Below are 24,962 nucleotides of genomic sequence, written 5' to 3' on the forward strand. Positions count from 1 at the left end.
CCAGGCCCGTAGGCTCGCCACCAACAGCGGCTGCGCCGGAAGGGAGCGGCTTCATGATCACAGCGGATGACCAGCTGATCGCTGTGCTGGCCGAGCGCACAGGGCTTAACCACGACACACTGTTCATGCACGTCGCGGGACCCCGCATCCAGAGACGGTTCTCCTGTCCTCTACAGGATGACGAGGCCGAAGATGTCGTGCGCCGGATCATTGAGGACATGACCCGGGTGATCACTGTCGGGGCTCCCGCGGAGGCCGATCCGGCGGCGCGGTATGTGTGGCTTCACGAGATGACAGCGCACTACGCCTCGGCGGAGACGCGCATGGTTATCATCCGTGTCAGCAATGCCGGAGAGATGCCGGCCCGGCGGTCGCCAGACGACGGCTACAACCCGCTGACGGACGGCTGGGACCTGGACCCGGAAGAGTATGACGAGGCACTCGTCCGGGAGGCGCAGCAGTGGTCCTGGTGGAAGCGCGTGAAGGCCGCCGGCGTGCGCGAGACCTGGCGGATGCCGGAGCCGTACGTCGGAGCTGACAGCGGTGTCCCGCTGGATCTGGCCTTGGACGAGCGCGGCCGTACCGGCGACGAGGCCGCATACCGGATGGCTCTGAAGCGAATCCGCAACGCCAACTACCGGGACATCGACGCCTGGGCGCACTCCGGCAACGAAGCGCTCGAACGCGCGGAGGCCTTCACCGGCACCTCTCCCACGGCCAAACGCCGACGCTCCGACGCGACCGGGGAGGCCTTGGGCTACTACCAAACCGGGGTCGCCGTTGGCGAGTTGAGCCTGCCGACCCGCTTGGCGGGCGTCCTGCCCTGGTCACGGATCGAGAATCGTCCCTTCATGCGTGCCCGCCTCGGCCTCGCGCTCGCGTGGTGGCGACTCGGCGACTTTGACAACGCCGCAACAGTCCTGAGGACGAGCCTGTGGATCAACCCTGCCGACAATCAGGGACTGCGCGACCTGCTGCCACCCGTTGAGGCACGTACTCCGTACGAGGAAGCCGCAATCGACTAGTGTCCTGAGTCAGTAATTCGTCTATGGTTCTTGGCTATGGGACGTCCGGGACCGAAGGTCGAGCCGCTGCATCTGACCGATGGCGAGCGGGCTGAGCTTGAGCGGTGGGTACGGCGGCGCAAGGGCGCCCAGGACATGGCGTTGCGGGCCCGGCTGATCCTGGCGTGTGATGCGATCGGTGAGGACGGCTTGCCCGTGTCCACCAAAGTGGTGGCGGAGGAGGTCGGGGTATCGCGCGAGACGGTCTCGAAGTGGCGTCGGCGCTTCCTGGCGGAGCGGCTGGCGGGCTTGGCCGACGAGCCGCGTCCGGGGCGGCCGCGGACGGTGAGCGATGAGCAGGTGGCGGAGCTGATCGCGCGCACCTTGGAGACCAAGCCCGCCAACGCCACGCACTGGTCGACGCGGTCCATGGCCAAGCAGGTGGGCCTGTCGCAGTCGACGGTGTCGCGTGTCTGGCGGGCCTTTGGCCTGCAGCCGCATCGGTCGGAGACGTTCAAGCTGTCAGCCGATCCGTTCTTTGTGGAGAAGGTGCATGACGTGGTCGGTCTGTACCTAGATCCGCCGGAGCGGGCGCTGGTCTTATGCGTGGATGAGAAGTCGCAGATCCAGGCGCTGGATCGATCTCAGCCGGTGCTGCCGATGATGCCCGGCGTGCCCGAGCGAGCCACCCATGACTATGTCCGGGCTGGCACCACCACGTTGTTCGCGGCTCTGGACGTGATCTCCGGCAAGGTGATCGGCTCCCTGCACCGCAGGCATCGCGCAGTGGAGTTCAAGAAGTTCCTGATCAAGGTGGACAAGGAGGTCCCGACCGAGCTTGAGGTCCACCTGATCTGCGACAACTACGCCACGCACAAGACGCCCGCGATCAAACGCTGGTTGCTGGCACACCCGCGCTTCCACCTGCACTTCACCCCGACCGGCTCATCCTGGCTGAACCTGGTGGAACGCTGGTTCGCCGAACTGACGACCAAGCAGCTACGACGCGGCGTCCACAAGACGGTCCAAGCGCTGGAGAAAGACATCCGCACCTGGATCGCCTCCTGGAATGACGACCCCAAGCCTTTCGTCTGGGCCAAGACCGCCGAAGAGATCCTCGACGCCCTCGCCTCATATTGTCGGCGAATTACTGACTCAGGACACTAGAAGTGCGCTGAAGATGTTGAGTGCTGGTTCCGCTTTGGCGGTGATGGGGTCAGACTCGGTGCTATGCAGGGCATGGCGGCCGGTGAGCCGGTCGGGCCGGATGTGTGGCAGACCTGCCGGGCGTTGATCCCTGAGGGCAGCGTGTTCGCGTTCTTGGCCGAACATCGGCAGGCGTTGTTTCCCGAGGCGATGTTCATCGACATGTACCCCTCGTCGAATGGGCGGCCCAGCATGCTAGGCGCGGTTACGGCTTAGAGGCCGTGACCGCGCTTGACGCGCTCGAGGCAAGGGGCGCTGCGCGTGGTACTTCTCATCAGCTGCTCCAACCCTTGGCGAAAGCATGTGACGACGCTCCTGCAAGGGGTGTTCACGAGTGTGCCTGGCCTGCGATAAGACAGGCTTGTCAAGATCGCTTCCCAACACGACGATGATCGCTTCCCAGACGGCTCATACGGTGAATGTCCACCCAGCCCCTAGCAATCTTCGGTCGCACCGCTTTCCCCAGGGTGGAAGACTTCACGCGTGTGGCAGAGGAGGGGCACCCTCGTCGCCTGGCCGCGGCCACGGCCGGGTGACGATCCTCGTACCCGCGCGCTGCGCGGTCCGCTCGCAGGCCGGGCCACTGTCGCCGCCTCTGAGCAAGCCCGCGCCCTGGGTCGTGGTGCCGGACTGGACGGTAGCGCGGGCGTCGCCGTATCGGAGTGCTAGCTTCCCGCTGGAGGTTGGCCCTGCGGGCCATCAACGTCGTCCCAGTCCGTTTTGTCGACGACGACGCACGGACCGACCTTGCCGGGGATCATCAGCGTCGTGAGCACCCACCAGGTCTTACCCGTCTTCGGCGGCTCCGCTGCGGAAACTTCCTCTTCGTTCCCGGCGAACTCCAGGACCAGCGTCTTGTCCTTGTCGAGCAGTTGGGGATCGATGTCCAGTCCGCCCTCCCGCATGTGAATGGCCCCTTCTGGCAGAAGAGAGCTCATTCCTCTGTTCTTTTCGCACTGCTGGCCGGACTCGAGGTACGTGACGTCCGCTTTGACGCCCGCCGCCTGCAGGTCCCGCTCCAGTTGATCGGCGTCTTTGAACTCACGGATCTCGACCCCCACCGTGCCGTCCGCCTTCTTGCTCACCGCGTACGCCGGGCTCTCCGTGCCGGTCACCAGCGGTACGGCGACGGCCGCCGCGGCGGCGAGGCCGGCCATCGCCGCTGCCACGAAAATACGACGAACGGTCCGGCGACGGCGTTCGGCCCGCGCGGCGAATTCGACTTTCAGATCCATCAGCAACTGCTCCTCGAAACTCATTTGCCGTTTCCTTCCATGACGAAGGGCACTTCCTTGAGCGTTCGGCGCGCGCGATGCAGCCGGACCATGGCGGTCCCTGACCGGATACCGAGGGAGCTCGCGGCTTCGGTAACGGTGAGCTGGTCGAGGACGACCAACTCCAGTACGGCGCGTTCCCCCTCAGGTAAGTCGGCCATGGCCTGGAAGGCCCGCCGAGCGGGCTGCTCCGCGTCGATCCGCTCCTCCAGCCGGGCGATGTCGTCGCCGTCCAGCGGCCGCCGCCTGCTTACTCGGTCGGTCAGCTGGGACTCCCTCAAGGCCCGGCGCCGCTCGGCCGAGAGCGTGTTGCGTGCTACGCCGTACAGCCACGCGACCTCGCTGCCCCGTCCCGGCCGGTAGGTGTGAGCGGACTCCATCACCGCAAGGAACACATCCGCCACCAGGTCCGCGACCGCATGGGGGTCATCGACCCGGCGGGCGAGGAATCGCGTGACTCCCTCGACGTGCCGCCGGTAGAAGGCTTCGAACGCCACGGAGTCTGTGGCGAACTCCGCCTGTTTGCGACGCACCGGCCATGCTCCCTTCGTCGATCTACACCCATACTTGGTTTGAAGCGATCAAAGGCTTACAAGCCGACGTCAACGGCAGCCACCCGGCGGCTCTGTAGTCGCAAAGGGAGAGCTGTGCTCGGCTGTGAGGGGCCGCTGCAGATGTGTCTCTTCACGTGAGCCGCAAAGCCATCTACAGTTACGGTTTGCAGGCACTACGTGACTCTTTGCAATCACAGGTTTCTGCGGGTTGCGCACGGCGCCAGTACGTGGAGGTCGGGCATGACGTTGGGCGAAGCATCGCTGCTAGAGCAGCTGACTGCGGACGAGGAGTCCGTCCGCGGGCAACTTGAGTCGTTGCGTGAGCAGGTGGCGGCCCTGGAAGAGCGACTGAGCGACCTGGCCACCGCCCGAAGGGTGGTTGCGCCGATGCTGGCCGGGCGTTCCCGGCCCGAGCAAGCGCCTTCTGGCGGAACGCCTGACGCCCCGACGCACGCCTCGCCGGAGAAGGCCGCGCCGGCGCCGAAACCGGTCGCCGGGCTCGACAAGCAGGTCGTTGTGATCATGGCGAGTTCCGGGCGGACGATGCGTGCCAAGGAAGTGGCTCAAGCGCTGGGCGAGCCCGACGTGCGGGGGCGAGTGGAGACCACCCGAGCACGGCTCAAGCGGCTGACGGCGCTGGGCTGGCTGACCCAGCACGAGCCGGGCCTGTTCTCCATCGCCCCGGGCATCAATGGCCACGCACTGGGGGGAGTCGCCAACGACGAGGCATAGAGCAAGAGACACATCGCAGGTCAGACGCTCAACGACGGTCGTGGGCGCCGGGACCGGACGAGCAGGGTGCCGCCGAGATTAGGCCCTCGGCGGCACCCGAGGTTGCGTGAGCACCCTCCAGGTTCTAACTGACAGTGGCTCGCGCACTCCCGAGAGTAACTCGAATGGAGCCTCTTGGGGAGGCGTCGAGCCTGGATTTCGCCTGCCCTGCGATCGGCAGGGCAGGGGCGGGGAAGGATCGACGATGCCCTCACCAGGGCGAGAAGGGATCCGGCGCGGGTCAGCTTCCACCGGTCCCGGTGGGCGAAGTGGGCCACAGCCGGACGGCCAGGCCGACCTCCAGTTGGGCGATGGTGGCCACATCCGGCCAGCAACGCCCGACGACCACGTCGTTGACGGTCTGCCGGTTCACCCCACTAACTTCGGCCAGACGGCGGAAGCTCAGCCCTCGCTCGGCCATCACTCCTTGCAGAGCCGCGGCGATGGCCTGGACGACGGCGGTGGCCGGATGGCCGGACAGGTCCGCGTGGGGCCAGTTCTCCGGGTCGTCGGCCAACTCCCGGGGAGAGCGGGAACGTCCACGTCCTCCGACCATGACAAACGGCTCCTTTCGGTAGATGTCGTCGCCCTCCGTAACGGCAGATTGTTCTGCCGCTATGGATGGGGTGTGACCCTCGACGCGGAAACCTCCGCCACGATCACCAGCTACCGGCCACAACAGGCCCCGCCGGAATGGGAACAGATCGCCGGGCACGTGCGGATGTTGGTCGCCGCCAGCGCCGACCGCTCCCCCTACCGGGTGCAACGGCTGCTCACCGCGACCACCCGGCTGGCCGTGTGGTGTCACCGCTCCGGCCTGCCGGATGACCCGGAAGTGTGGTTGCGGCATGAGACGATCGACGCGTTCGTCCTGACCGGCTGCACCGATCTGGCACCGAGTTCGGTGCAGACCTACCGCAGCTGGCTGCGGCACATGCGCGCCACGCTGGCCTGGCTGGAACGTGGCGAACAGGTGCCGCCGCCGATGAAGGCGCCCAAGACGGTCAGCCCGCCGTACTCGCCGGCGCAGCTCGGCCGCCTTCGCGGCTGGGCCGAACGCCTGCCCGGCCAGGCCAGAGGCGACGCGCTGGCGTTGATGGCGCTCGCCTTCGGTTGCGGGCTGACCTCTGGGGAGGTGGCCGCCGTCCGCACCGGGCATCTGCGCCGCCTGTCCTGCGGCGCAGTCGTGGTCGCCGTCCCCGGCACAGACCGGTTGATCGTCTGCCGCGCTTCCTGGGAGAACGTCCTGGCCCACGCCGCCGACCAGCCCGACGACGCCTTCATCTTCCGGCCCCGGCGCGCCGCCCGGCACGCCAAGAACCTGTTCAGCTCCTGGACAGCCCGTCACCAGCCGACCGGCGGCCTGCCAGCCCTGTCGGTGCGCCGGTTGCGCTCCTCCTGGCTCGTCGAACTGCTGAGTGCCCGCATCGACCTGGGCGTAGTGGCCGCCGCGGCCGGGATGAGCGCCTCGGCACTGGCCCGCTACCAACATTTCGTCCCCGCCTTGGACGAGCCTACCGCGGTCGCGCTGCTGCGCGGCCGCGCCAATTGAGTACGGCGAAGCCACGCGCCTGGCCGCCGCGCACCACCCGAGCCCGAGCCACCCGACCCCGGCCACCTGCCAAGCAGACGGCACAGATCCCCGACGCCGTCACAGCCACTACGCCCGGATGCTGGACGACTCCGGCATCATGCCGCTGATCGACGCCGAACTCGGCCCGAGACCTGGCCCGCCCGGGCTGCCCATCGCCGCGGTGCTGACCTGCCTGCTGCTGTCCATCAACCACACCGGCAAGGCCACTCTCGTCGAGGCCTGGCGGATCGCCGCGTTCTGTCTGACCGCCACCGCACGCCACCGGCTCTGCCTGCCCGACATCAACCCCGAAGATATCCACCAGGTGCTCGCCTCCTCCCGCCGCTTCTACCGGGCCTTCGACCGGCTGACCACCGTGCTGGATCCGGCCCGCCACGATCGGCGCGCCCGTCTGCCCCAGCATCAGGCCGACGCCCTGGCCGCCGCGTGGGAGGATGACGACCCCGCACACTCGCATAAGCGGGAACTGCTGCAGGACATCGTCACCGCGCTGGTGCTCACTCCGGTGCGCTGGGCCAAAGGCCGGGGCTACCTCCGTCACTTCCGCGGCAACGTCGGCATCGACACCACCGCGGCCCCAGTCTTCGCCCGCCCACCCCACGCCCGCCGCTCCACCGGAGAACTCATCGCCTCCACCGAGATCACCGCAGGCTGGCATCACTCGGCCGGAAACGGCCCACCCGAGTACGGCTACAGTGCCACCCTCACCGTCGCCGCCCGCACCCGCCCGGCGCTCGGCTCCTTCCCGCAACTGGCGCTCGGCCTGGTCCTCGACACCCCACACAAACGCATCGGCGCCAACGCCATCACCACTCTGCGCCCACTGGCCGGGCTCGGCCTGCCCGCCGCCTTCGCCGTCGTCGACCGCGCCTACACCGACCAACAACCCGGCCACTTCGCCAAACCCGCACGCGAACTCGGCTACAAGCTCGCTCTCGATTACAAAGTGGATCAGCGGGGAGTGCAGGGCAGCGCCCACGGCGCCCTGCACATCGACGGCTCCCTGGCCTGCCCGCTGATGCCCGACCGGCTCGCGCAGGCCACCACCGGTCTGGACGACAGCTCTATCCGCACTCCCTCGGACGAACTCACCGCGCTCATCAGCGCGCGAGAGCCGTACTTGCTGCGCCTCAAACAGAGCCCGAACACCGACGGCACCGTCCGCTTCCAGTGCCCGGCAGCAGGCACCTCCCCTTCGCTGACCTGCCCCCGCTTCGACCGCCTCCACCAGCGCGAACCCAGCCGGCCCACCGCGGTCGACCTCACCGACGCCCGGCAACGAGCCGCTCACTCGGCGGCCAAACCTCGCGTTCTTCCCCCACAGCCCGACCTGAAGGCCGACGAACTGCCGAAAATCTGCCACCAGCACACCATCACCGTCCGCAAGGACGACCTCGGCCACCTCGACAAGTTCCGCCAGGACGTGCCCTACCTCAGTCCCGCCTGGATCGGAACCTACAAGTCCGTCCGGGCCAACACCGAGGGCCTCAACGACGGACTCAAGGGACACGACCTCGATCTGGGCGACCCCAAAACCCGGCTCGCCCACGGACGCGTCGCCCAGACCATCCTGGTCGCGCTGCTCGTCACCGTCGCCAACGACCACTTCCTCGACCAATGGCGCCGCATCCACGAGCCCGCAGACGAGCCCCTCACACTCGCCGACACTCCGCAGACTCCAGCCGGGACCTTCGACGGCACACCACCCGCAGGCCAGAGCAGGCCACCACCCACCCCATAAGCCGCAAAACCCACCACCCCGTCGCAGCACCCCACCCACCGCCGGCTTCGCCATGCCCAACGGCCGGATCTCGCTCCTCCACCAGTGGCCTGACACCACCCGGGCCTCACCGGACACCCGCTCCGCGGCCCCCAAACCAGGACGAACCCGATTCGGAAACCCCTGAAACGGCAGGATCCCGCCTGATCGCGATGATCAGACGGGATCCCGTCAACTTCAGTCCAGCCGTTTCAAGAACGGCCCCTTGTGGAGATGAGGGGATTCGAACCCCTGACCCCTTCGATGCGAACGAAGTGCGCTACCGGACTGCGCTACATCCCCAAGGACTCGACCAGATTAGCAAACTCCGGAGGGTCCTCGCGCCACCCTTCAGTCGCCCACCGCCCGCTTGGGCGGCTCGGCGTACTGATCGAACAGGACGTCCGTCTGCAGCGACGTGAGATCGATGATCTCGGCCTGGGCGGCATCCTCCGCGGCCCGCTGCTGTTCCCGGGCTCGCCGCAGGCGCTCCGCACGCATCCTGCGGGCTCGTTCGCGGCGTTCCCTGTCCACTTGTACGGCGATGCGGAGAAAGGCCGTGTAAGAGAACATGATGACCACGGAGGGAGCCACGCCCCACCACGGGATCATCTCGACCGCGGCCGTCACCATCGAGGCCAGGACCAGCAGGGCCGTGAAGAACAGGAGCCGACGCCGGCGGGCCACGATGATGGCGCGGCGCCGGAACCGGAACTGGCGCACGTCGACCTTCTCCACCTCGGCCCCGTCGTCCTCGTCCGCGTCCGAAGGGTCCAGGTTGTCGAGGTCGGGAAGCTGGTGCTCGCCGGTGTAGTGCTCTTCGAGTTCGGCCAGCTCGGCGAGGTTCGTCTTGTCCCTGCGCAGCCACATCGGGATCAGGACGCAGAGCCACATCACGACGATCGCCAGATAGAGGAGGACGCTGCTCACGACCACCTCCGGGCAGCACAAAGACGCGAGTGTGCTCGTCGCGCCTTCAATGTGCTCACGTCACGCACCGTAAGACCGCGTGTCACTAATTGACGAGCATTCGGTGCGGTGTGTCGCGAGATCGTCAAACCTCTTCGACGGGAGACCCTCCATGAGCGGCTGACTCACGCGCGCGACGCCACTGCACGAGCAGCCCGCCGGGAACGTCCTCGACGGTCAACGCGTAGCAGATGTGGTCGCGCCAGGCCCCGTCGATGTGGAGTTGGCGCCGCCGAATGCCTTCTTCCCGGAATCCGAGCTTCTCAACCACCCTACGGCTGGCCTGGTTCTCGGGGCGGATGTTCGCTTCCAGCCGATGCAGCCCCGTGGTGAAAAAGCAGTGGTCGACGGCCATGGCGAGGGCGGTGGGGGTGATGCCCTGTCCGGCCAGCGCGCCGTCGATCCAGTAACCGACCTGAGCGGAACGGGCAGATCCCCACACGATCGCGCCCACGGTCAGCTGTCCCGCGAAGCGCCCTCCGTACGTGATCACCCAGGGCATCGCCAGGCCCTGCCTGGCCTCGCGGCGGAGGGTGCCGACCATGGAGATGTAGGGGCCGAGGCCGGTCCTGAACAGCGGTGTCTCAGGATTGCTCGGCTCCCAGGGACGTAGCCAGTCGGCATTGCGCAGCCGGGTCTCGCGCCACACCCGCACGTCGCCGAGCCGCAGCGGCCGGAGGCCTACCGGACCGTCGTTCAGTGTCGCCGGCCAGCCACGAAGTCGATCCACACCCTCATCATCCCCCCATCGGGCATGATGTCGCCACGGATCACGGAATCGAGGTCAGCGCGGGTGATCGCCGCCTCGGATCTGATCGACCGCGTGCTGGAGAATCGGCGCGAGTACGGCGACGCCATCGCGTACGCCACCGGACGATCCGGGCAAATTAACGATCAACGTGTCGCCTGCCTGGCCTGCCAGACCTCTGGACAACACCGAGGCAGGAACCTTTTCCCGATTCGCCAGCCGTATGGCCTCGGCTATCCCGGGAATTTCCCGGGAGATTACCCGGGCCGTCATTTCCGGCGTCAGGTCCATGGGCGTCAGCCCGGTCCCCCCGGTGGTCACGATGACGTCGTACCCTTCCGCCAACCCGTCTCGAAGGGCGCCTTCGACCGCCTCCCCGTCGGGCACCACCAGGGGGCCGTCAACGACCTCGCAGCCCGCCTCGCGACGCAGCAGGTCAGCGAGGAGTGGACCGGATTTGTCGGCATAAATCCCGGCTGACGCCCGGTTCGACACCGTGATCACGAGTGCTCGCATCACTCCGCGTCCCTGGTCCAGTGGCCGGTCTTGCCGCCCAGCTTCTCCTCCACCCGTACATCGGTGATCAACGCGCCCGGATCCACCGCCTTGACCATGTCGAACAGCGCCAGGGCCGCCACCGAGACCGCCGTCAACGCCTCCATCTCGACCCCGGTGCGGTCGGCCGTCTTCACCCGGCAGGTGATCGCCACGCCCCAGTCCTCGACGTCCAGCGTGACCTTCACCCCATGCAGCGCGATCGGATGGCAGAGCGGGATCAGATCGGGCGTCCGCTTCGCCCCCATGATCCCCGCGATCCGCGCCACCCCCAGCGCGTCACCCTTGGGCACCTCGCCGGAGCGCAGCAGCGACACGACGTCGCTGGACAGCAGCACCCGCCCCGTTGCCGTGGCGGTCCGGGCCGACACGTCCTTGGCGGAAACGTCGACCATGCGAGCCGCCCCGGTCTCATCGACATGGGTCAGCCCACCCTGTTCACTCACAGCGGGATCACCTCCACCGACGTCCCCTCGGGCACCTCGGTCACGTCCTCGTCCACCACGATCAGCGCGTTCGCCGAGGCCAGGGCGGCGAGTTGGTGCGACCCCTGCCCGTGCACCGGCGACACCGTGCCGTCGGAGGCCAGCACACCGCGCAGGAACGACCGGCGCCCCGCCGGCGACCGCAACGGCCCGGTGACGCGAGCGGTGACCGGCTCGGGCATGCCCGCGGGAAGCCCACGCATCCTGTCGAGCGCCGGGCGTACGAACAGCATGAAAGACACGAAAGACGACACCGGGTTGCCGGGAAGCGCGAAGATCGGCACCCGATCCTCCCCCAGCACGCCGAACCCCTGCGGCATCCCCGGCTGCATCGCCACCTTCTCGAACCGAACCGTCCCCAGCGGCGACAGAGCCTCCTTGACCGGCTCGTACGCCCCCATGGACACCCCACCGCTGGTGATGATCGCGTCGGCCCGCACGAGATGTGTGTCGAGCCGATCGAGCAGCACCGCCGGATCGTCCCCGACAGCCCCTGCCCGGAACCCCTCGCCTCCCGACTCCCGCACGGCCGCGGTCAGCGTGAAGCTGTTGGACTCCCAGATCTGCCCGGGGAGCAGCGGGCTGCCCGGCTCGACCAGCTCCGCGCCCGTCGAGATGACGACGACTCGAGGCCTGGGCCGCGCCCAGACCCGCCGCCGCCCCACCCCCGCGATGATCCCGAGCTGGGCGGGCCCGATCACCGTGCCGGCCTTGAGCACGACCTCACCGGCCTCCACGTCCTCCCCTGCCCGCCGGATCGCGTTGCCGGCGGTTGCAGAACGCGTGATCCGTACGGAGACCGTCCCCCCATCCGTCCACTCCACCGGCACCACGGCATCGGCCCCGGCAGGCATGGGAGCGCCGGTCATGATCCGCACGGAGTGCCCGGGGCCCACGGCCCGCAGCTCCACGGATCCGGCCGCCACATCGTCGATCACCGGCAAGGTAACCGGGACGTCCGCGACATCGGCGGCGCGTACGGCATATCCGTCCATGGCCGAGTTGTCGAACGGCGGCAGAGGCACCGGCGACGAGACCTCCTCGGCCAGCGTCGCCCCCAGCGCCTGCTCCAGCTCCAGCTCGATCGGCGCCAGCGGACGAACAGTGGCCAGGATCTCGGCCAGATGCTCGTCAACCGATTTCATCGAGGAACTCCCGCAGCCACGGCACGAAATCCGGCGCCAGATCCTCCCGATCCGCCGCGAACTTCACCACCGTCCGCAGATAGTCGAGCTTGTCGCCGGTGTCGTATCTGCGCCCTCTGAACAGCACCCCGTGCACCGGCCCGCCCTCCGCAGAGCCGCGCGCGGCGAGCGTGCGTAGCGCGTCGGTGAGCTGGATCTCGCCCCCGCGCCCCGGCGGTGTGTTCTCCAGCACCTCGAACACCGCGGGATCGATCACATAACGCCCGATGATCGCCCAGTTGGACGGCGCCTCGTCGGCCGGCGGCTTCTCCACCAGGTCGGTCACGCGTACGACGTCGTCCTCGGCCGTGGCCTCGATCGTCGCGACGCCGTACAGGGAGACCTGCTCCTTGGGCACCTCCATCAGCGCGATCACGCTCCCCCCGAACGTGTCACGCACCTCGATCATGCGCTTGAGCAGCTGGTCGCGGCCGTCGATCAGGTCGTCGCCGAGCAGGCAGGCGAAGGGGTGGTCGCCGACGTGCTGCTTGGCGCAGAGCACCGCGTGGCCGAGCCCCTTGGGCTCGCCCTGCCGTACGTAGTGAAGGGTCGCCAGCGAAGCCGGCTCGCGCACCTGGGACAGCCGGTGTTCGTCGCCCTTGGCCTCGAGGGCCTCTTCCAGCTCGAATGCGCGGTCAAAATGATCTTCGATGGACCGTTTATTCTTGCCGGTGACCATGAGCACATCGAGGAGCCCCGCGGACGCGGCCTCCTCGACGACATACTGGATCGCGGGCTTGTCGACGATGGGCAACATCTCCTTCGGTGTCGCCTTGGTCGCCGGAAGAAACCGGGTGCCCAGACCCGCGGCGGGCACGACGGCTTTCGTCACAGGGTCGAAGTCAGCCATGAGTAGACCCTAGTGGAGGTATCTGTGGACAAGCTGAACCTGCGTCGGGAGCTGAGCTCCGCGCGTGCCTCCCTCTCCCCCGAACAGCTGCGAGCAAACGCCATCAAGGTCCGCGAAACACTGCTCGACCAACCGTGGGTCCAGATGGCCGGTCTCGTGGCTTGCTACTGGTCAACGGGGACGGAGCCGGAGACGCACGGGCTCGTGTTCGCTCTGTGGAAACATGGAGCCACCGTTGTCCTCCCCGTCCTCCGCGAGGACTACGACCTGGATTGGGCGGTGTACGACGGGCCCGACTCGCTGGCCCCGGGCCGCTTCGGGATCATGGAGCCGGTCGACACCCGCCGCGGCGTCGACGCCATCCGCACCGCCGCGCTGGTGATCGTGCCCGCGCTGGCGGTGGACAGGAAGACGGGTGTACGGCTGGGGCGCGGTGGCGGCTCGTACGATCGTGCCCTGACCAGGGTGGGGCCCAACGTCCCGACAGTCGCGCTGCTCCACGACGGGGAGCTGATCGACGATCTTCCAGCGGAGCCGCATGACCGTCACGTCCGTTTTGCCGTGACACCACAGGGACTCATTAGTCTTATGTGAACCAAGGTACGAGAGGGGGCCAGATGACGCTAGATATCTGGCTTCTTCTTGGTGCCGCAATTGTCATCGCGGCCATCGCATCCGTACGCTTCGCGCATCGCACCGGCCTGCCCAGCCTGCTCATCTTCCTCGGATTCGGCCTGGTGCTGGGCGAGGCCGGGTTCGGGATCCCGTTCGACAACCCCCAGCTCGCCCAGCAAATCGGCCTCACGGCACTCGCGGTGATCCTGGCCGAGGGTGGTCTCACCACGAACTGGTCCCATGTGCGGCGTTCCGTACCCCTGGCCCTGGTTATGGCGACCGTGGGCGTGGCGGTCAGCATCGTGGTGCTGGCGCTGGTCGTACAGGGACTTCTCGGCATGGACCAGTCGACCGCGCTCGTCTTCGGCGCGGTGCTGGCCTCCACGGACGCCGCCGCCGTCTTCTCCGTGCTGCGCAGGCTGCCGCTGCCCCCGCGGCTGGCGGGCGTACTGGAGGCGGAGTCCGGTTTCAACGACGCGCCCACGGTGATCGCGGTCGTGCTGCTGAGCGGGGCCGCGCACTCATCGGCGACCGTGGGAACGTTCCTGCTGGAGACCTCGGTCGAGCTGGTCATCGGCGCCGCGGTCGGCCTGGCCGTCGGCCCCGCGGGCGCATATGCGCTGCGCCGCGTCGCGCTCCCCGCCTCCGGCCTCTATCCCCTCGCCGTGCTGTCGCTCACATTCGTCTCGTACGGCGGCGCCGTGCTGCTGCATGGCTCGGGATTCCTGGCCGTCTACCTGACGGCGTTGATCCTGGGCAATTCGCGGCTGCCGCATCGGGCTGCGACCAGGGGGTTCGCGGAGGGCGCGGCGTGGCTGGCGCAGATCGGGCTGTTCGTCATGCTCGGTCTGCTGGCCAGCCCCAGCGAGATGTCGTCGGCCATCGTGCCCGGCCTGATCGCCGGCACCGTCCTCGTGCTCCTGGCGCGGCCGCTGTCCGTCATGGTGAGCTCGCTGATGGCGTGGGCGCTACGGGTAGGCAGCGTGAGCTGGCGTGAGCAGGCGTTCCTGTCCTGGGCGGGGCTCCGCGGCGCGATCCCGATCGTGCTGGCGACCATTCCGTGGGCATCCGGCGTCGAAGGATCCAAGGAGATCTTCAACGAGGTCTTCGTGATCGTCATCACGTTCACCCTGCTTCAGGGGCCGACGCTGCCTTTCGTGGCCCGGGTGCTCGGGGTGGCCGCGCCTGGGGAGGCGCACGAACTGGAGGTGGAGTCGGCGCCGCTCGAGGAGCTCAAGGCAGACCTGCTGCAGGTCAAGGTGCCCATCGGCTCGAAGCTGCACGGCGTGGAGATCTTCGAGCTCCGTCTGCCCGCCGGCGCGCAGGTGACCCTGATCGTTCGCGACGGCAAATCCTTCGTGCCCGCCGGCAACACCAGGATCAGGGTGGACGACCAGCTCCTGCTGGTCACCACGGCCTCCTGCCGCGACCAGGTGGAGCGCCGCCTGCGCGCCGTTAGCCGCAGCGGCAAGCTGGCCGGCTGGTACGGCGAGCGGGGATTGGAATAGGCGTTTGACCTAATCGGTTACCATTAGCAGTCGCATCCCTCGAGTGCCAGACCTGAAGGAGGAGCGCGTGCCGACATACCAGTACGCCTGCAATGACTGCGGCGAGCAGCTCGAGGTCGTTCAGAAGTTCACCGACGATGCGCTGACGGTTTGCCCCGCTTGCGAGGGAAACCTGCGGAAGGTCTTCTCCGCCGTCGGCATCGTGTTCAAGGGCTCGGGCTTCTACCGGACCGACAACCGTTCGTCCTCGACCTCGCCTTCCACCTCTTCTTCTTCCTCTTCGTCGTCGAAGACCTCGGAGAGCAAGTCCGCCGACACGAGTTCGTCCTCGTCCACCCCTGCCGCCGCCCCTGCCGCCGCCTCCAGCTGACCTCGGCCTCCCGATAAGTGGCCGCCCAGCGCGGCCACAGGCGAGTTATCCACAGAACGGGATTCGGACCGCTCGAGTTCGTGGCCGATCCGGTTACTCTCTCGGCCATGGTCACTCGCGCAGACATCGGCGTCATCGGCGGATCGGGCTTCTACTCCCTGCTCGACGACGCGGAGGAGATTGAGCTCGCCACGCCTTACGGCCCCCCGAGCGATGTCGTCACGGTCGGACGCATCGGCTCGCGTTCCGTCGCGTTCATCCCCAGACACGGGCGAGATCATCGTTTCCCGCCACACCGCATCCCCTATCGGGCCAACCTCTGGGCGCTGCGCTCGCTCGGCGTCCGCCAGGTGCTCGCGCCCAGCGCCGTAGGCTCGCTGAGAGTGGAGTACGGCCCGGGCGCCATGGTCATCCCTGACCAACTCGTTGATCGCACCTCAGGCCGCGTACAGACTTATTACGACATAGACGGCGCAGTCCACGTCTCCTTCGCCGACCCCTACTGCCCGTCAGGCCGCGCCACCGCGGTGGAGACCGCCCGCTCCGCCGACTGGGAGACCGTCGACGGCGGCACCCTGGTGGTCATCGAAGGCCCACGGTTCTCGACCCGGGCCGAGTCACAGTGGTTCGCCGGCAACGGCTGGTCGATCGTCGGCATGACCGGCTTCCCCGAGGCGATCCTGGCCCGCGAGCTGGCCCTCTGCTACACGTCACTCTCCCTGGTGACCGACCACGACGCCGGGGTGGAGGCGGGCCAGGGCGTCACCCACGACGAGGTCCTCGAGTTCTTCGCGCAGAACGTCACACGCATGCGCACCCTGGTGGCGGAGACCGTGCAGGCCCTTCCCGAGGAGCGCACGTGCCCCTGCGGCTCGGCCCTCGACGGGATCAAGCTCCCCTTCGAGTTGCCGTGATCCAGTCCTGGCTGACCCGCTATGGCCGTCGTCGCCGCCTCATCGCGGCGGCGCTGGCCGCCCTCGCCGTCATTTCCGCTTTTGTCGCCACCCGTCCTACGCCTGCCCCCACGGTCCTGGTGGCGACCCGCGACCTGTCCCCCGGCCCGCTCGGCCCAGGGGACCTGGTCCCCGCCGCGCTCAACCACCCACCCACCGGCGCCGTACGCGCAGCCGCGGCGGGCCAGGTCCTGGCGAGCCCCATGCGCAAGGGCGAGCCATTAACCGACCTCCGCCTTCTCCAGTCGTTCCGCCTTCCGCCCGGCATGGTCGCCACACCCGTGCGCATAGCCGACGCGGCGGCCGCGAAGCTTCTCTCCCCCGGCGCCACGATCACCGTCCTGGCCACGTGGGAGGAAGCCCAGCCCGCCCGTCCCGTCGCCGAGGAAGTACGGGTCATCACCATCCCACCACCGGCCCAGGCCACGAGCGAGGCCCACGGCGCCCTGGTGGTGCTCGCGACCACCCCGACCCAGGCGGCGGACCTGGCGGCAGCCCAGACCACCGGCCACCTCGCGATCACCATCAAACCCAACTCTACGTAATCACTCGATTACGATTCCCTCATGAGCGGATTCAAGAAGTTCTTCACGCAGGGAAACGTCATCGACCTGGCCGTGGCGGTCGTCATCGGGACGGCCTTCAACTCGATCGTGCAGTCGTTCGTGGCCGACCTCCTCACGCCGCTGATCTCGGCGTTCGGGGGTCTGCCCGACTTCTCCTCGCTCAAGGTCACGGTGGGCCGGTCCAACTTCATGTACGGCAACTTCGTCAACGCGGTCGTCTCGTTCCTGATGGTCGCCGCGGTGGTCTACTTCCTGGTGGTGAAGCCGTACACGCGGCTCAGAGACCGCGCCGCAGCCAAGATCGGGTCGAAGACCCGCGACTGCCCGGAATGCCTGTCGGAGATCCCGAAGGCCGCGTCCCGCTGCGCCTTCTGCAGCGCGCAGGTGGCGTAGGGCTAGAGCAGAGAGTCGCTCTTCGGGTTGTACTCCCAGTGCCACGGCTCGAACGGGCTGCTGTAGGCCCAGGCGGGATGGAACCATCCATACTTCTTGGAGTTCTTCTCCATCCAGACGAACTCCGTGGACCCAGACCTCTCCACCCCGCCACACAGATCCACAGCCAGCCCGAGCCCGTGGTTGCTACGCCCGGGCACGGCGGCGAACCCCGGCCGCCGGTAGTAGATCGACTGCTGGGCGGCCAGGTTCCGGTAGGCGTCGGTGACGCACATGCTCTTCCCAAATCTCCGCCGATAGGCCTCGTTCAGGCTCACAAACGCGATGGTGGCGTCGGCCCGCAGACTGAACCCCTTCTGCTGCAACGGACAGAGCATGGTCTTGGGAATCAGACCGTTGGGGTATTCGCCGGCCGTCGCGGCCCGCAGCGGATTGCACCCCAAGGCCGCCCGCCCGACCTTGTCAACCTTGATCCCCATTTTCACGAGCGCCGCCGTGAGAGACTTCACGATCTTGTCCGACCGCTGCCGAAGCGTGTCCACCTCGGCCGACAGCTGAGCCTCGGCCAGCAAGTTCCCGGCCCGGAGCTCCTGTGCCTCCGCGGCCAGCCGCTCGGCCTCCGTGTAGAGCGTGCTGGCCTGCTCGACGGCCTTCTGCCGTACGGAAACGATCTGCGTCGCGTCGGAGAGCGCCCGCAGAGTGTTCTCATCCGCGCCCCCGGACAGGAACGGCACGATTCCGTCCGCCATGAGCGGCTGCTCGTACAGCAGCTCGGCCATCTGCGACACGGGCTGCCGCATCACCGCCACCCGCCGCTCCAGGTCCTGCAGCGCCGCCAGCTTGTCCTTCAGCTGCTTGTCGGAGGCGGCAATGTCCGCCCGCCGCTTCTCCAGAGCCTTGGTGGCGTCCTCCAGCTCCTTGGCCGACCGCTCGGCCTCTTTCCGCAGCGCGGTCAGGCTGCCGGGGTCCGGCTTCTCCTGCACCTGTACGACCTGCGCCTGCGCGCGCCCCTGCCCGGAAGGCACGAAAAGAGAAGCCACCGCCATGACTACCGCGATCAGACCCGCTGATCGAGGGGCTGGCACGTCCGACTCCTCCGTTTGCAAACTCGTTACCCTGGTCAGGGACGCACGTTACTACAGCCCCCCGAGTGCCCGAGCCGAACTCGGGAGAGCTGTTATGAGACAAAAGGCGCACTCTTCCCGCCCGCCTCCCACATCCACCATCAGGAAGCGCCACCAACGCACGGCACCTCAAAGATCAGGCACCTCGATCTCCATCTTCGCCCCCGCCGTCTGCCGCTCCCGCTCGAGGCACATATCCCACAACCAGGTGTTCGCCCACTCCCCGGGACACTCGCCGACCTGCGTCCGCTCAGGAGCCGGCGTAACAGGCTCCTCGTAACTGGGCTCATCAGTAGCGACCGCCTGGGGCGCATCCGCCACCCGCGGCCGCGACACCACCCGCACGGGCTCCGGCACGCTCCCTTCGTATAGCCGCTCCGGATGCGCCGGCGCCCGCATCAACACCGGCCCGAACCCCACCCGCCCGACGCCGTCCCCCATCACCACAGGGCCGCCGACCCCCTGCTCAAACCCCCGCATCTCCCCGGCCAACAACCCCCCGGCCAGGATCGCGGGCGCCAACAACGCCCCGAACAACACGACGGGCCGCCGACGTGCTTGCTTGCATTGCCTCGTGGTCACAGGCAGACGCTATCCACGCCGGATGCGCCCGAATCTGATCACTTGTCATGCCTTTACCGCAGCTCAGACCACCCATAACCAACCCCGCCAAACTCGCTCCCGCCCTACGTCGCACGCAGTGCCAGACTTTCGCTAGGCTTACGAGGGTCCGCCTCCGTAGCTCAGGGGATAGAGCACCGCTCTCCTAAAGCGGGTGCCGCAGGTTCGAATCCTGCCGGGGGCACTCTGTGATGTCTCAGGACATCGGAAACCCTCGAACCTACGGGTTCGGGGGTTTCGTCTTGTTGGGGTTTGCCTGGGGTTGGTAGTCGCGGGTGGGATCGAGGATCAGCTCGCGCAGGAGTTCTCCGGTGATGGCGTTGACGATGCGGACGTGCAGGTCGTCGACGAGCAGGATGACGTGGGTTCGGGCGTGGGTTCGTCCGATGCCGATGTGGTGCAGTCGGCCGTTGACGCGCAGGGTGACGACGCCGGAGGGGTCGATGCGGTCGTGGCGTACGCGGGCGTGGGTGTCGGCGTCGCGGCTGCCGGAGGGCAGGGCCTTGGGCGAGGCGGCGTAGGCCGCTGCCGGGGTGGCGCGGTGCGGCAGGGATCGGTGCGGGCGGTGGTGGTTGTAGGCGTCGCAGAAGCGGTCGAGAAGTGCCTGCAGGGCTGCCAGGGTGGTGGGCTGGTGGGGCTGGGCGCGTAGCCAGTTCTTCATCGTCTGCTGGAAGCGTTCGACTTTGCCGCAGGTGGTGGGGTGGTTGGGGGTGGAGTTCTTCTGTTGGACGTGCAGGCGGCGTAGTTCGTGTTCGAAGGCGTTGCGGCCGCCGCGGCCGCCGGCCAGGCGGGTGGTGAAGACCATGCCGTTGTCGGTCAGTGTGGAGGCGGGCACGCCGTGGGCGGCGACCGCGGCGCGGAAGGTGGCCCGCACGATCGGGCCGGTGACGCGGGCGTGCGCGGTCACCGACAGGGCGTAGCGGGAATGGTCGTCCAGCCAGGACAGGATCTCGGCGTCGGTGCTGTCGGCGAGCCGGTAATGGGTGAAGTCGGCCTGCCAGGTCTCGTTCGGCAGCTCTGCTTGGAAGCGGATGTAGGACGAGCGGGGACGTTTCTTGGGCTCAGGCACGACCAGGCCGCGGCGAGTGAGGTAGCGGCTGATCGTGGCCCGTGACACCGTCTGCCCGTGGTGCTGCCGCAGGTGCCAGGCGATCGTGTCCGGCCCGGCGTCCAGTCCCTGCTCGGCGAGTTCCTTGCGGAGCCGGACGATCAACTCGACCGTTTCGGCGTCGACCGCATTCGGCGAGGTACGCGGCCGACGCGACAGCGGCTCGAACGCCGCATCACCCTCGGCACGGTAGCGCGCGACGAGCTTGGACACCCAGCCCTTGGAGACCCCGTAGGCGCGGGCGACCTCTGCCTGGGACCGGCCCTCGACGACAACGGCGGTGATGACAACTCTGGCCTTGGACACACTGCCCAGGCTCTTGATCGCGGCGGTTGCCTATGTCTCGAGACACACTCCGCTGAAGTTTCCTATGTCTTGCGACATGGGTTTCCTATGTCCTGAACCAGCACACTGCCGGGGGCACTCTTCTGAACAGGCATTTCAGCGCCCGACCTGCGGTTTCTCAGCCGCAGGTCTTTTGCTTGGTGGACCTTGATAGGCAGCCGGCGGTGCCCACATGCAGCCGTGAGACCATGATCAAGAGACATACGGGGGATGATCTTGATGGTGTTTCCCCAGGTCAGACTGTGATTCTGAGCCATTCAGGCCCCCGGTAACCCACCACGACCACCTGGGCAGCGACGAACGCAGCCGTTGACCGTGCCAAATCCGTGCGTACACCTCCGAAGATGACCCCGCTGCCCAGAACGATCCGGCTGCCTCTCATAAGCCTTCGCCTTGGTGTTCTCAGTGCAGTGACGGGGTGGCAGGTGAGCAGTTGAGTGCGCGGATGGACAGCTGGATCTGGTCGGTGCGGCTGACCAGGGCTCGTTCGATCGCGTCCGACGCCTGCCGGGGCGGTCACGTCCGGGTCAACGGGGTGCGAGTCAAGCCCGCACGTCGTCCGGGTCGGTAACGAGGTCCGGCTACGGCATGAGGGGCGCGAACGCATCGCGGCCGACTCCCGGATCATCACCAAGCGCGTCGGCGCCGCAGTGGACGCCGAGTGCTGCGTCGGCAGGAGCCCTCCACCTCCTCCAGGCGAGGAGGCCATGCCGGTGGCCGTCCGCTCGTGGCGCGGGTCGCCCCACCGAACGCGAACGCCGCAACATCGACAAGCTGCTCGGGCGCCCGGTAGTGGAGGGGGCCCGAGGGGCTCGCCCTACGGACATGCCGCTTCGAACTGGATGCTCGGCTCACCCACACCCACCTCACCGGCGCCGTTCTCCGCTGGCCTTACTGGCGCCAGGAACAACGCCGCCGAGCTGGTGCTGATGGATCCGGGACGACCTCTACAGGGACGGCAAGATCGACACTCGCACGCTCAACCCGGCCGCCCGCGTCGCCGGACCTGCCTACCTGCGGGTGGACACCGTGGACGTGCTGCCCCGGTCCCGCAGACTCCTCAGTGAGCGCAGACCCTCACTGAGCTAGGACAGCTCCGTGGAGCGGCGTTTGACCAGGCTGCTGGGCACGAGGTGGTGCCCGGTCTCGATGGGCCGCCCGTTGATCATCGCCACTAGCAGCTCGGCCGCCGTGCGCCCCAGCCCCGACAGGTTGAGGTCAACCGTGGTCAGCGGCGGCCGGGCGGCCTCGGCCATGGCGTCCCAGTTGTCCATGCCCACCACGCCCACCTCCTCCGGCACCTGCCGCCCCGCCTCGCGCAGACCGTCCACCAGTCCGCGGGCGATCTGGTCCGAGGCGCAGAACACCCCGTCGAACTCCTTCCCGCCGCGGTCCAGCCGGAAGGCCGCCTCCCGGCCCCACGCCTCGCTCCACTCCCCGTACATGGGCTCGTCGATCAGCGAGACGCCCTCGGCGCGCAGCGCGTCCTCGACGCCGAGCAGGCGGCGCTTGACGGCGGCGTGCCTGCCTGGGCCGGTCACGTGTGCGATCCGGCGGCGGCCGGTCTCGACCAGGTGCCGCACCGCGACGGCCGCGCCCTCGCGGTCGTCGTGCAGGACCGAGGTGTCGCGCGGATCGTCGGACTGCACGAGGGCGTAGATCACCGGGATTGGCACCTCGGCGCCCAGCGAGGGCCGCACATCGCTGTTGCGGCCGGTCACGATGACGCCGTCCACCCGCCGGTTGAGCAGGCTGCGGATGTAGTGCTGCTCGCGGATCGGGTCGCCGCGGCTCTCGCAGAGCAGCATCGACATCTGGCCCGGCCCCAGCACGTCCTCGGCCCCGGTGAGCAGCGGGATCGTGAAGCGGCCGATGGTGTCGGTGGTGAGCACCCCCACCAGGTAGGTGCGTCCCGAGACCAGGCCGCGGGCCACCAGGTTGGGGTTGAATCCCAGCTCGCGGGCGGCCGACATGACGCGCTCGCGGGTCGCGGCGGCGAGCTGGCCGCGCCCGTTGAGCGCCTTGGACACGGTGCCGGGCGACACGCCGGCCAGCCGGGCCACGTCCGTCACGGTCGCGGGTTTCGTCCGTTCGCGGGACACGTCGACCTCCCTTCCCCGGCTCATCCTAACGCCGGAAACATTTCCGAAACACGTCCTTGACATTAGCTGAAAGCCGATCCTATCGTGCCGCAAACGATTTCCTAAATTTCCGTCTCCGGAAGGAGGGTCATGGCCTCTGGGAAGCCGCCATGGCCGATCGCCTTGATGGCGCTCTTGCTCACCGCGTGCGGGCAGGGCTCCGAGCAGAGCACCGGGCAGGATGACGCGCCGGACAACGGCGCCACGCTCACCATGTGGGTGCGGCACACCGACGGCGAGCCGGTCCAGAAGCTCGTCGATCTCTACAACCACACCCACAAGAACAAGATCAAGCTGACGGTCGTCCCCGGCGACGCCTTCCAGCAGAAGGTGGGCGCCGCCGCCGGAGCGCGCTCACTGCCCGACATCCTCGGCTCCGACGTCGTCTACTCGCCCAACTACGTCAAGCAGGGCCTCTACCAGGACATCACCGAAGTCGCGAACACCCTCCCGGCCAAGAGCAACCTCTCCCAGGCGCACCAGCAGGTCGCCACCAAGGACGGCAAGATCTACGGGCTGCCGCTGCTCGTGGACTCCTCGCTGATGATCTACAACAAGGATCTCTTCACCAAGGCCGGGCTCGACCCCGACAAGCCCCCGGCGAACTTCGACGAGGTCTACCGGGCCGCCAAGGCCGTGCGCGGGCTCGGCGGCAACACGTACGGCTTCTACTTCCCCGGCAATTGCGCGGGCTGCCTGGCGTACACGCTGATGCCGTTCGCCGCCGCCGCGAAGACGCCGCCGCTGGCCGAGGGCGGTGCCAAGGCGCAGATCGACAGCCCGGCCATGACCGCGACCGCAGCGCTGTACCGGCGGCTGTACGCCGAGCAGCTCGTGCCGTCAGCGGCCAAGACCGACGACGGCACGACCTGGTCGGCCGCCTTCAACGCGGGACAGATCGGCATGATCCCGATCGGCACGTTCGACTTCCTCGCCCTGGCCAAGAGCGCCAAATTCAAGTGGGGCGTCGCGCCCTTCACCTCGCCGGACGGCAGTGCGACCGCCACGTTCGTGGGCGGCGACGTGGTCGGCGTGTCGCGCGACTCCAAGCACCTCGCGCAGGCCGTGGACTTCCTCAAGTGGACGCTCACCGACGAGCCGCAGCTGGAAGTGTGGGCCAAGAACGGCTTCCTGACCTCGCGCTTCGACCTGGCCGACAACAAGTACACCTCTAAGGACCCGGCCCGGGTCGCCGCGATCAAGGGGCGGGAGCACGGCTACACGCCCGCGACGCTCCCGTACGGCGAGATTTTCAACAACGCCAACGGGCCCTGGCTGTCCGGACTGCGCGGCTACATCTTCGGCGGCGACGACAACGCGCTGGTCAACGCCCAGAAGACCATCCAGAAGACCATCGACGACGCCCAATGACGGCCGCCACCGCAACCCGCCGCAGGGCCGTCCGGCGCTCGGGCGCGGGCATGCTGTTCGTCGCGCCGCTCGCGGTTATCGTGGCGGTGGTCTTCCTGGTGCCGCTCGGCGTGCTGGTGTTCATGTCGTTCCAGGACTGGCCGCTGCTCGGCGGGCCGGAGGCGAACGGCCTGGACAACTACGCCGACATCGCCTCGAACGACCTGTTCCTCGGCTCGATAACGTTCACCCTCCTCTACACCGCGATCGCCACCGTCGTGATCTTCGGCGTGTCGTTCGTGCTGGTCGCGGTCTCTAACTCGGCCCGCCGCGGCGCCCGCTTCTACCGGACGGCGTTCTTCCTGCCGTACGTGGTCGGCACCGCGGCCGCCGCCCTGATCTGGTTCGCCTCGGTCAACGACCAGAACGGCATCGCGAACGAGGTGCTGCGCGCCGCCGGCCTGACCGACGGGCCGTGGGGCTTCCTCAGCACGCCCGGCAAGGCGCTGTTCACGACGATGACGCTGGTGGTGTGGAAGTTCATCGGGTTCCAGGTGCTGGTGCTGCTCGTCGGCCTGCAGTCGATTCCGGCCGAGCTGTACGAGGCCGCCCGCGTGGACGGCGCCTCCACCCTGCGGCGGCTGCGCCACATCACGCTGCCGCTGCTGCGGCCGACGCTCGCGCTGCTGCTGATCCTTTCCGTCACCGGGTCGCTGCTGGCCTTCGACCAGTTCCTGGTGCTGACCAAGGGCGGGCCGGACAACAGCACGATCACGGTGATGTTCGCGGTCTACAACACGGCGTTCCAGAAGTTCGACCTGGGCAGGGCCGCCGCGCTGTCGGTGGTGCTGCTGATCGTCCTGGTCATCTTGAACGCCGTGCAGTTCAGGTTCCTGCGGCCGAAGGACGGCTGAG

At 67.9% G+C, this 24,962-nt stretch carries 28 protein-coding genes and 2 tRNA genes; 16 read left to right on the plus strand and 14 right to left on the minus strand.

Translation table 11 applies throughout. The annotated features are described in order from the left end of the window. Positions 1–53 precede the first annotated feature (53 nt). From ACQPWU_RS54160 to ACQPWU_RS54170, 3 genes are all read left to right on the plus strand, one after another. A complete protein-coding gene (locus ACQPWU_RS54160; protein ID WP_433434909.1) occupies positions 54–1,025 on the plus strand; it encodes a hypothetical protein in 972 nt (323 codons plus the stop codon). 36 nt (positions 1,026–1,061) lie between these two features. Further along, complete coding sequence (locus ACQPWU_RS54165; RefSeq protein WP_433431364.1) at positions 1,062–2,171, plus strand: IS630 family transposase; 1,110 nt, start codon at positions 1,062–1,064, stop codon at positions 2,169–2,171. A 63-nt stretch (positions 2,172–2,234) separates the two neighbouring features. Continuing rightward, a complete protein-coding gene (locus ACQPWU_RS54170; RefSeq protein ID WP_433434911.1) occupies positions 2,235–2,426 on the plus strand; it encodes a hypothetical protein in 192 nt (63 codons plus the stop codon). A gap of 449 nt (positions 2,427–2,875) precedes the next feature. Here the strand turns inward: ACQPWU_RS54170 and ACQPWU_RS54175 are convergent, their stop codons facing one another. Together ACQPWU_RS54175 and ACQPWU_RS54180 are read right to left on the minus strand one after the other, a co-directional pair. After that, on the minus strand, positions 2,876–3,469 hold the full coding sequence (locus tag ACQPWU_RS54175; protein WP_433434913.1) for a hypothetical protein: 594 nt from the start codon (positions 3,467–3,469) through the stop codon (positions 2,876–2,878). Next, positions 3,466–4,017: an RNA polymerase sigma factor gene (locus ACQPWU_RS54180; protein ID WP_433434915.1), complete on the minus strand. Its 552-nt coding sequence runs from the start codon at positions 4,015–4,017 to the stop codon at positions 3,466–3,468. Before ACQPWU_RS54180 ends, ACQPWU_RS54175 begins: the two co-directional genes overlap by 4 nt. A 261-nt stretch (positions 4,018–4,278) precedes the next feature. Here ACQPWU_RS54180 and ACQPWU_RS54185 point away from each other — a divergent pair, with 261 nt between their 5' ends. Further along, positions 4,279–4,770 (plus strand): hypothetical protein, encoded by a 492-nt coding sequence (locus tag ACQPWU_RS54185; RefSeq protein ID WP_433434916.1) that lies wholly within the window; start codon positions 4,279–4,281, stop codon positions 4,768–4,770. Positions 4,771–5,050: 280 nt separating this feature from the next. Here ACQPWU_RS54185 and ACQPWU_RS54190 read toward each other — a convergent pair whose 3' ends face one another. Beyond that, positions 5,051–5,365 (minus strand): hypothetical protein, encoded by a 315-nt coding sequence (locus ACQPWU_RS54190; protein WP_433434918.1) that lies wholly within the window; start codon positions 5,363–5,365, stop codon positions 5,051–5,053. 72 nt (positions 5,366–5,437) lie between these two features. On the opposite strand from ACQPWU_RS54190, the gene ACQPWU_RS54195 reads away from it, so the two are divergent. Together ACQPWU_RS54195 and ACQPWU_RS54200 are read left to right on the plus strand one after the other, a co-directional pair. After that, complete coding sequence (locus tag ACQPWU_RS54195) at positions 5,438–6,361, plus strand: hypothetical protein (protein WP_433434920.1); 924 nt, start codon at positions 5,438–5,440, stop codon at positions 6,359–6,361. Positions 6,362–6,479: 118 nt separating this feature from the next. Then, complete coding sequence (locus ACQPWU_RS54200; RefSeq protein ID WP_433434922.1) at positions 6,480–8,144, plus strand: hypothetical protein; 1,665 nt, start codon at positions 6,480–6,482, stop codon at positions 8,142–8,144. A 247-nt stretch (positions 8,145–8,391) separates the two neighbouring features. On the opposite strand, the gene ACQPWU_RS54205 is transcribed toward ACQPWU_RS54200, so the two are convergent. From ACQPWU_RS54205 to galU, 7 genes are all read right to left on the minus strand, one after another. Next, positions 8,392–8,465, minus strand: a tRNA-Ala gene (locus ACQPWU_RS54205). A gap of 48 nt (positions 8,466–8,513) precedes the next feature. Then, the gene (sepX, locus tag ACQPWU_RS54210) at positions 8,514–9,092 is read right to left on the minus strand and encodes a divisome protein SepX/GlpR (protein WP_433434923.1); all 579 of its coding nucleotides are present in this window, start codon (positions 9,090–9,092) and stop codon (positions 8,514–8,516) included. A 124-nt stretch (positions 9,093–9,216) separates the two neighbouring features. Further along, on the minus strand, positions 9,217–9,861 hold the full coding sequence (locus ACQPWU_RS54215; protein ID WP_433434924.1) for a GNAT family N-acetyltransferase: 645 nt from the start codon (positions 9,859–9,861) through the stop codon (positions 9,217–9,219). A gap of 54 nt (positions 9,862–9,915) precedes the next feature. Beyond that, a complete protein-coding gene (locus ACQPWU_RS54220) occupies positions 9,916–10,395 on the minus strand; it encodes a MogA/MoaB family molybdenum cofactor biosynthesis protein (RefSeq protein ID WP_433434925.1) in 480 nt (159 codons plus the stop codon). Then, positions 10,395–10,880 carry a cyclic pyranopterin monophosphate synthase MoaC gene (gene moaC, locus ACQPWU_RS54225; RefSeq protein WP_433434926.1) on the minus strand — a complete coding sequence of 162 codons (486 nt, stop codon included), beginning with the start codon at positions 10,878–10,880 and terminating at the stop codon, positions 10,395–10,397. The genes ACQPWU_RS54220 and moaC overlap by 1 nt, the downstream gene beginning before the upstream one ends. Further along, a complete protein-coding gene (gene glp / locus ACQPWU_RS54230) occupies positions 10,877–12,064 on the minus strand; it encodes a molybdotransferase-like divisome protein Glp (protein ID WP_433434927.1) in 1,188 nt (395 codons plus the stop codon). Before glp ends, moaC begins: the two co-directional genes overlap by 4 nt. Then, the gene (gene galU / locus ACQPWU_RS54235) at positions 12,051–12,953 is read right to left on the minus strand and encodes a UTP--glucose-1-phosphate uridylyltransferase GalU (protein ID WP_433434928.1); all 903 of its coding nucleotides are present in this window, start codon (positions 12,951–12,953) and stop codon (positions 12,051–12,053) included. The genes glp and galU overlap by 14 nt, the downstream gene beginning before the upstream one ends. A gap of 24 nt (positions 12,954–12,977) precedes the next feature. Here galU and ACQPWU_RS54240 point away from each other — a divergent pair, with 24 nt between their 5' ends. The 6 genes from ACQPWU_RS54240 (at position 12,978) to mscL (ending at position 17,358) form a co-directional block, all read left to right on the plus strand. Further along, the gene (locus tag ACQPWU_RS54240) at positions 12,978–13,547 is read left to right on the plus strand and encodes a 5-formyltetrahydrofolate cyclo-ligase (protein ID WP_433434929.1); all 570 of its coding nucleotides are present in this window, start codon (positions 12,978–12,980) and stop codon (positions 13,545–13,547) included. A 23-nt stretch (positions 13,548–13,570) separates the two neighbouring features. Next, on the plus strand, positions 13,571–15,076 hold the full coding sequence (locus tag ACQPWU_RS54245) for a potassium/proton antiporter (RefSeq protein ID WP_433434930.1): 1,506 nt from the start codon (positions 13,571–13,573) through the stop codon (positions 15,074–15,076). A gap of 67 nt (positions 15,077–15,143) precedes the next feature. Beyond that, positions 15,144–15,446 (plus strand): FmdB family zinc ribbon protein, encoded by a 303-nt coding sequence (locus tag ACQPWU_RS54250; RefSeq protein ID WP_433434931.1) that lies wholly within the window; start codon positions 15,144–15,146, stop codon positions 15,444–15,446. Positions 15,447–15,553: 107 nt separating this feature from the next. Next, entirely contained in the window at positions 15,554–16,360 is an 807-nt protein-coding gene (locus ACQPWU_RS54255; protein WP_433434932.1) for an S-methyl-5'-thioadenosine phosphorylase, read from the plus strand. Beyond that, positions 16,357–16,944: an RcpC/CpaB family pilus assembly protein gene (locus ACQPWU_RS54260; protein WP_433434933.1), complete on the plus strand. Its 588-nt coding sequence runs from the start codon at positions 16,357–16,359 to the stop codon at positions 16,942–16,944. Before ACQPWU_RS54255 ends, ACQPWU_RS54260 begins: the two co-directional genes overlap by 4 nt. Before the next feature lie 21 nt (positions 16,945–16,965). Continuing rightward, entirely contained in the window at positions 16,966–17,358 is a 393-nt protein-coding gene (gene mscL, locus ACQPWU_RS54265; RefSeq protein WP_433434934.1) for a large conductance mechanosensitive channel protein MscL, read from the plus strand. A gap of 2 nt (positions 17,359–17,360) precedes the next feature. On the opposite strand, the gene ACQPWU_RS54270 is transcribed toward mscL, so the two are convergent. Together ACQPWU_RS54270 and ACQPWU_RS54275 are read right to left on the minus strand one after the other, a co-directional pair. Next, the gene (locus ACQPWU_RS54270) at positions 17,361–18,404 is read right to left on the minus strand and encodes a D-alanyl-D-alanine carboxypeptidase family protein (protein ID WP_433434935.1); all 1,044 of its coding nucleotides are present in this window, start codon (positions 18,402–18,404) and stop codon (positions 17,361–17,363) included. A 207-nt stretch (positions 18,405–18,611) separates the two neighbouring features. Then, positions 18,612–19,064 (minus strand): hypothetical protein, encoded by a 453-nt coding sequence (locus tag ACQPWU_RS54275; protein WP_433434936.1) that lies wholly within the window; start codon positions 19,062–19,064, stop codon positions 18,612–18,614. Between the two features lie 150 nt (positions 19,065–19,214). Between ACQPWU_RS54275 and ACQPWU_RS54280 the strand changes: the two genes are divergently transcribed. Then, positions 19,215–19,287: transfer RNA gene (locus tag ACQPWU_RS54280), tRNA-Arg, on the plus strand. Between the two features lie 36 nt (positions 19,288–19,323). Here the strand turns inward: ACQPWU_RS54280 and ACQPWU_RS54285 are convergent. Continuing rightward, positions 19,324–20,517 carry an IS481 family transposase gene (locus tag ACQPWU_RS54285; RefSeq protein ID WP_433434937.1) on the minus strand — a complete coding sequence of 398 codons (1,194 nt, stop codon included), beginning with the start codon at positions 20,515–20,517 and terminating at the stop codon, positions 19,324–19,326. Between the two features lie 484 nt (positions 20,518–21,001). Here ACQPWU_RS54285 and ACQPWU_RS54290 point away from each other — a divergent pair, with 484 nt between their 5' ends. Beyond that, complete coding sequence (locus tag ACQPWU_RS54290) at positions 21,002–21,127, plus strand: S4 domain-containing protein (RefSeq protein WP_433434938.1); 126 nt, start codon at positions 21,002–21,004, stop codon at positions 21,125–21,127. 514 nt (positions 21,128–21,641) lie between these two features. On the opposite strand, the gene ACQPWU_RS54295 is transcribed toward ACQPWU_RS54290, so the two are convergent. Continuing rightward, on the minus strand, positions 21,642–22,658 hold the full coding sequence (locus ACQPWU_RS54295; protein WP_433434939.1) for a LacI family DNA-binding transcriptional regulator: 1,017 nt from the start codon (positions 22,656–22,658) through the stop codon (positions 21,642–21,644). A gap of 129 nt (positions 22,659–22,787) precedes the next feature. Between ACQPWU_RS54295 and ACQPWU_RS54300 the strand changes: the two genes are divergently transcribed. Then, positions 22,788–24,068, plus strand: a complete 1,281-nt coding sequence (locus tag ACQPWU_RS54300; protein ID WP_433434940.1) for an ABC transporter substrate-binding protein — start codon at positions 22,788–22,790, stop codon at positions 24,066–24,068. Next, positions 24,065–24,961 carry a carbohydrate ABC transporter permease gene (locus ACQPWU_RS54305; RefSeq protein WP_433434941.1) on the plus strand — a complete coding sequence of 299 codons (897 nt, stop codon included), beginning with the start codon at positions 24,065–24,067 and terminating at the stop codon, positions 24,959–24,961. Before ACQPWU_RS54300 ends, ACQPWU_RS54305 begins: the two co-directional genes overlap by 4 nt. Position 24,962: the final 1 nt, after the last annotated feature.

This window comes from Nonomuraea sp. CA-141351 (assembly GCF_050944675.1).
Lineage (GTDB): Bacteria > Actinomycetota > Actinomycetes > Streptosporangiales > Streptosporangiaceae > Nonomuraea.

Excerpts from the sequence above, each read along its gene's own strand:
- ACQPWU_RS54305 (WP_433434941.1), top strand. The coding sequence starts at position 24,065 with ATGACGGCCGCCACCGCAACCCGCCGCAGGGCCGTCCGGCGCTCGGGC.
- ACQPWU_RS54255 (WP_433434932.1), top strand. The coding sequence starts at position 15,554 with ATGGTCACTCGCGCAGACATCGGCGTCATCGGCGGATCGGGCTTCTAC.
- ACQPWU_RS54220 (WP_433434925.1), bottom strand. The coding sequence starts at position 10,395 with ATGCGAGCACTCGTGATCACGGTGTCGAACCGGGCGTCAGCCGGGATT.
- ACQPWU_RS54160 (WP_433434909.1), top strand. The coding sequence starts at position 54 with ATGATCACAGCGGATGACCAGCTGATCGCTGTGCTGGCCGAGCGCACA.
- ACQPWU_RS54190 (WP_433434918.1), bottom strand. The coding sequence starts at position 5,365 with ATGGTCGGAGGACGTGGACGTTCCCGCTCTCCCCGGGAGTTGGCCGAC.
- ACQPWU_RS54245 (WP_433434930.1), top strand. The coding sequence starts at position 13,571 with ATGACGCTAGATATCTGGCTTCTTCTTGGTGCCGCAATTGTCATCGCG.
- ACQPWU_RS54170 (WP_433434911.1), top strand. The coding sequence starts at position 2,235 with ATGCAGGGCATGGCGGCCGGTGAGCCGGTCGGGCCGGATGTGTGGCAG.
- ACQPWU_RS54300 (WP_433434940.1), top strand. The coding sequence starts at position 22,788 with ATGGCCTCTGGGAAGCCGCCATGGCCGATCGCCTTGATGGCGCTCTTG.
- ACQPWU_RS54290 (WP_433434938.1), top strand. The coding sequence starts at position 21,002 with ATGGACAGCTGGATCTGGTCGGTGCGGCTGACCAGGGCTCGTTCGATC.
- glp (WP_433434927.1), bottom strand. The coding sequence starts at position 12,064 with ATGAAATCGGTTGACGAGCATCTGGCCGAGATCCTGGCCACTGTTCGT.
- mscL (WP_433434934.1), top strand. The coding sequence starts at position 16,966 with ATGAGCGGATTCAAGAAGTTCTTCACGCAGGGAAACGTCATCGACCTG.
- galU (WP_433434928.1), bottom strand. The coding sequence starts at position 12,953 with ATGGCTGACTTCGACCCTGTGACGAAAGCCGTCGTGCCCGCCGCGGGT.
- ACQPWU_RS54270 (WP_433434935.1), bottom strand. The coding sequence starts at position 18,404 with ATGGCGGTGGCTTCTCTTTTCGTGCCTTCCGGGCAGGGGCGCGCGCAG.
- ACQPWU_RS54175 (WP_433434913.1), bottom strand. The coding sequence starts at position 3,469 with ATGAGTTTCGAGGAGCAGTTGCTGATGGATCTGAAAGTCGAATTCGCC.
- ACQPWU_RS54165 (WP_433431364.1), top strand. The coding sequence starts at position 1,062 with ATGGGACGTCCGGGACCGAAGGTCGAGCCGCTGCATCTGACCGATGGC.
- ACQPWU_RS54185 (WP_433434916.1), top strand. The coding sequence starts at position 4,279 with ATGACGTTGGGCGAAGCATCGCTGCTAGAGCAGCTGACTGCGGACGAG.
- ACQPWU_RS54200 (WP_433434922.1), top strand. The coding sequence starts at position 6,480 with ATGCTGGACGACTCCGGCATCATGCCGCTGATCGACGCCGAACTCGGC.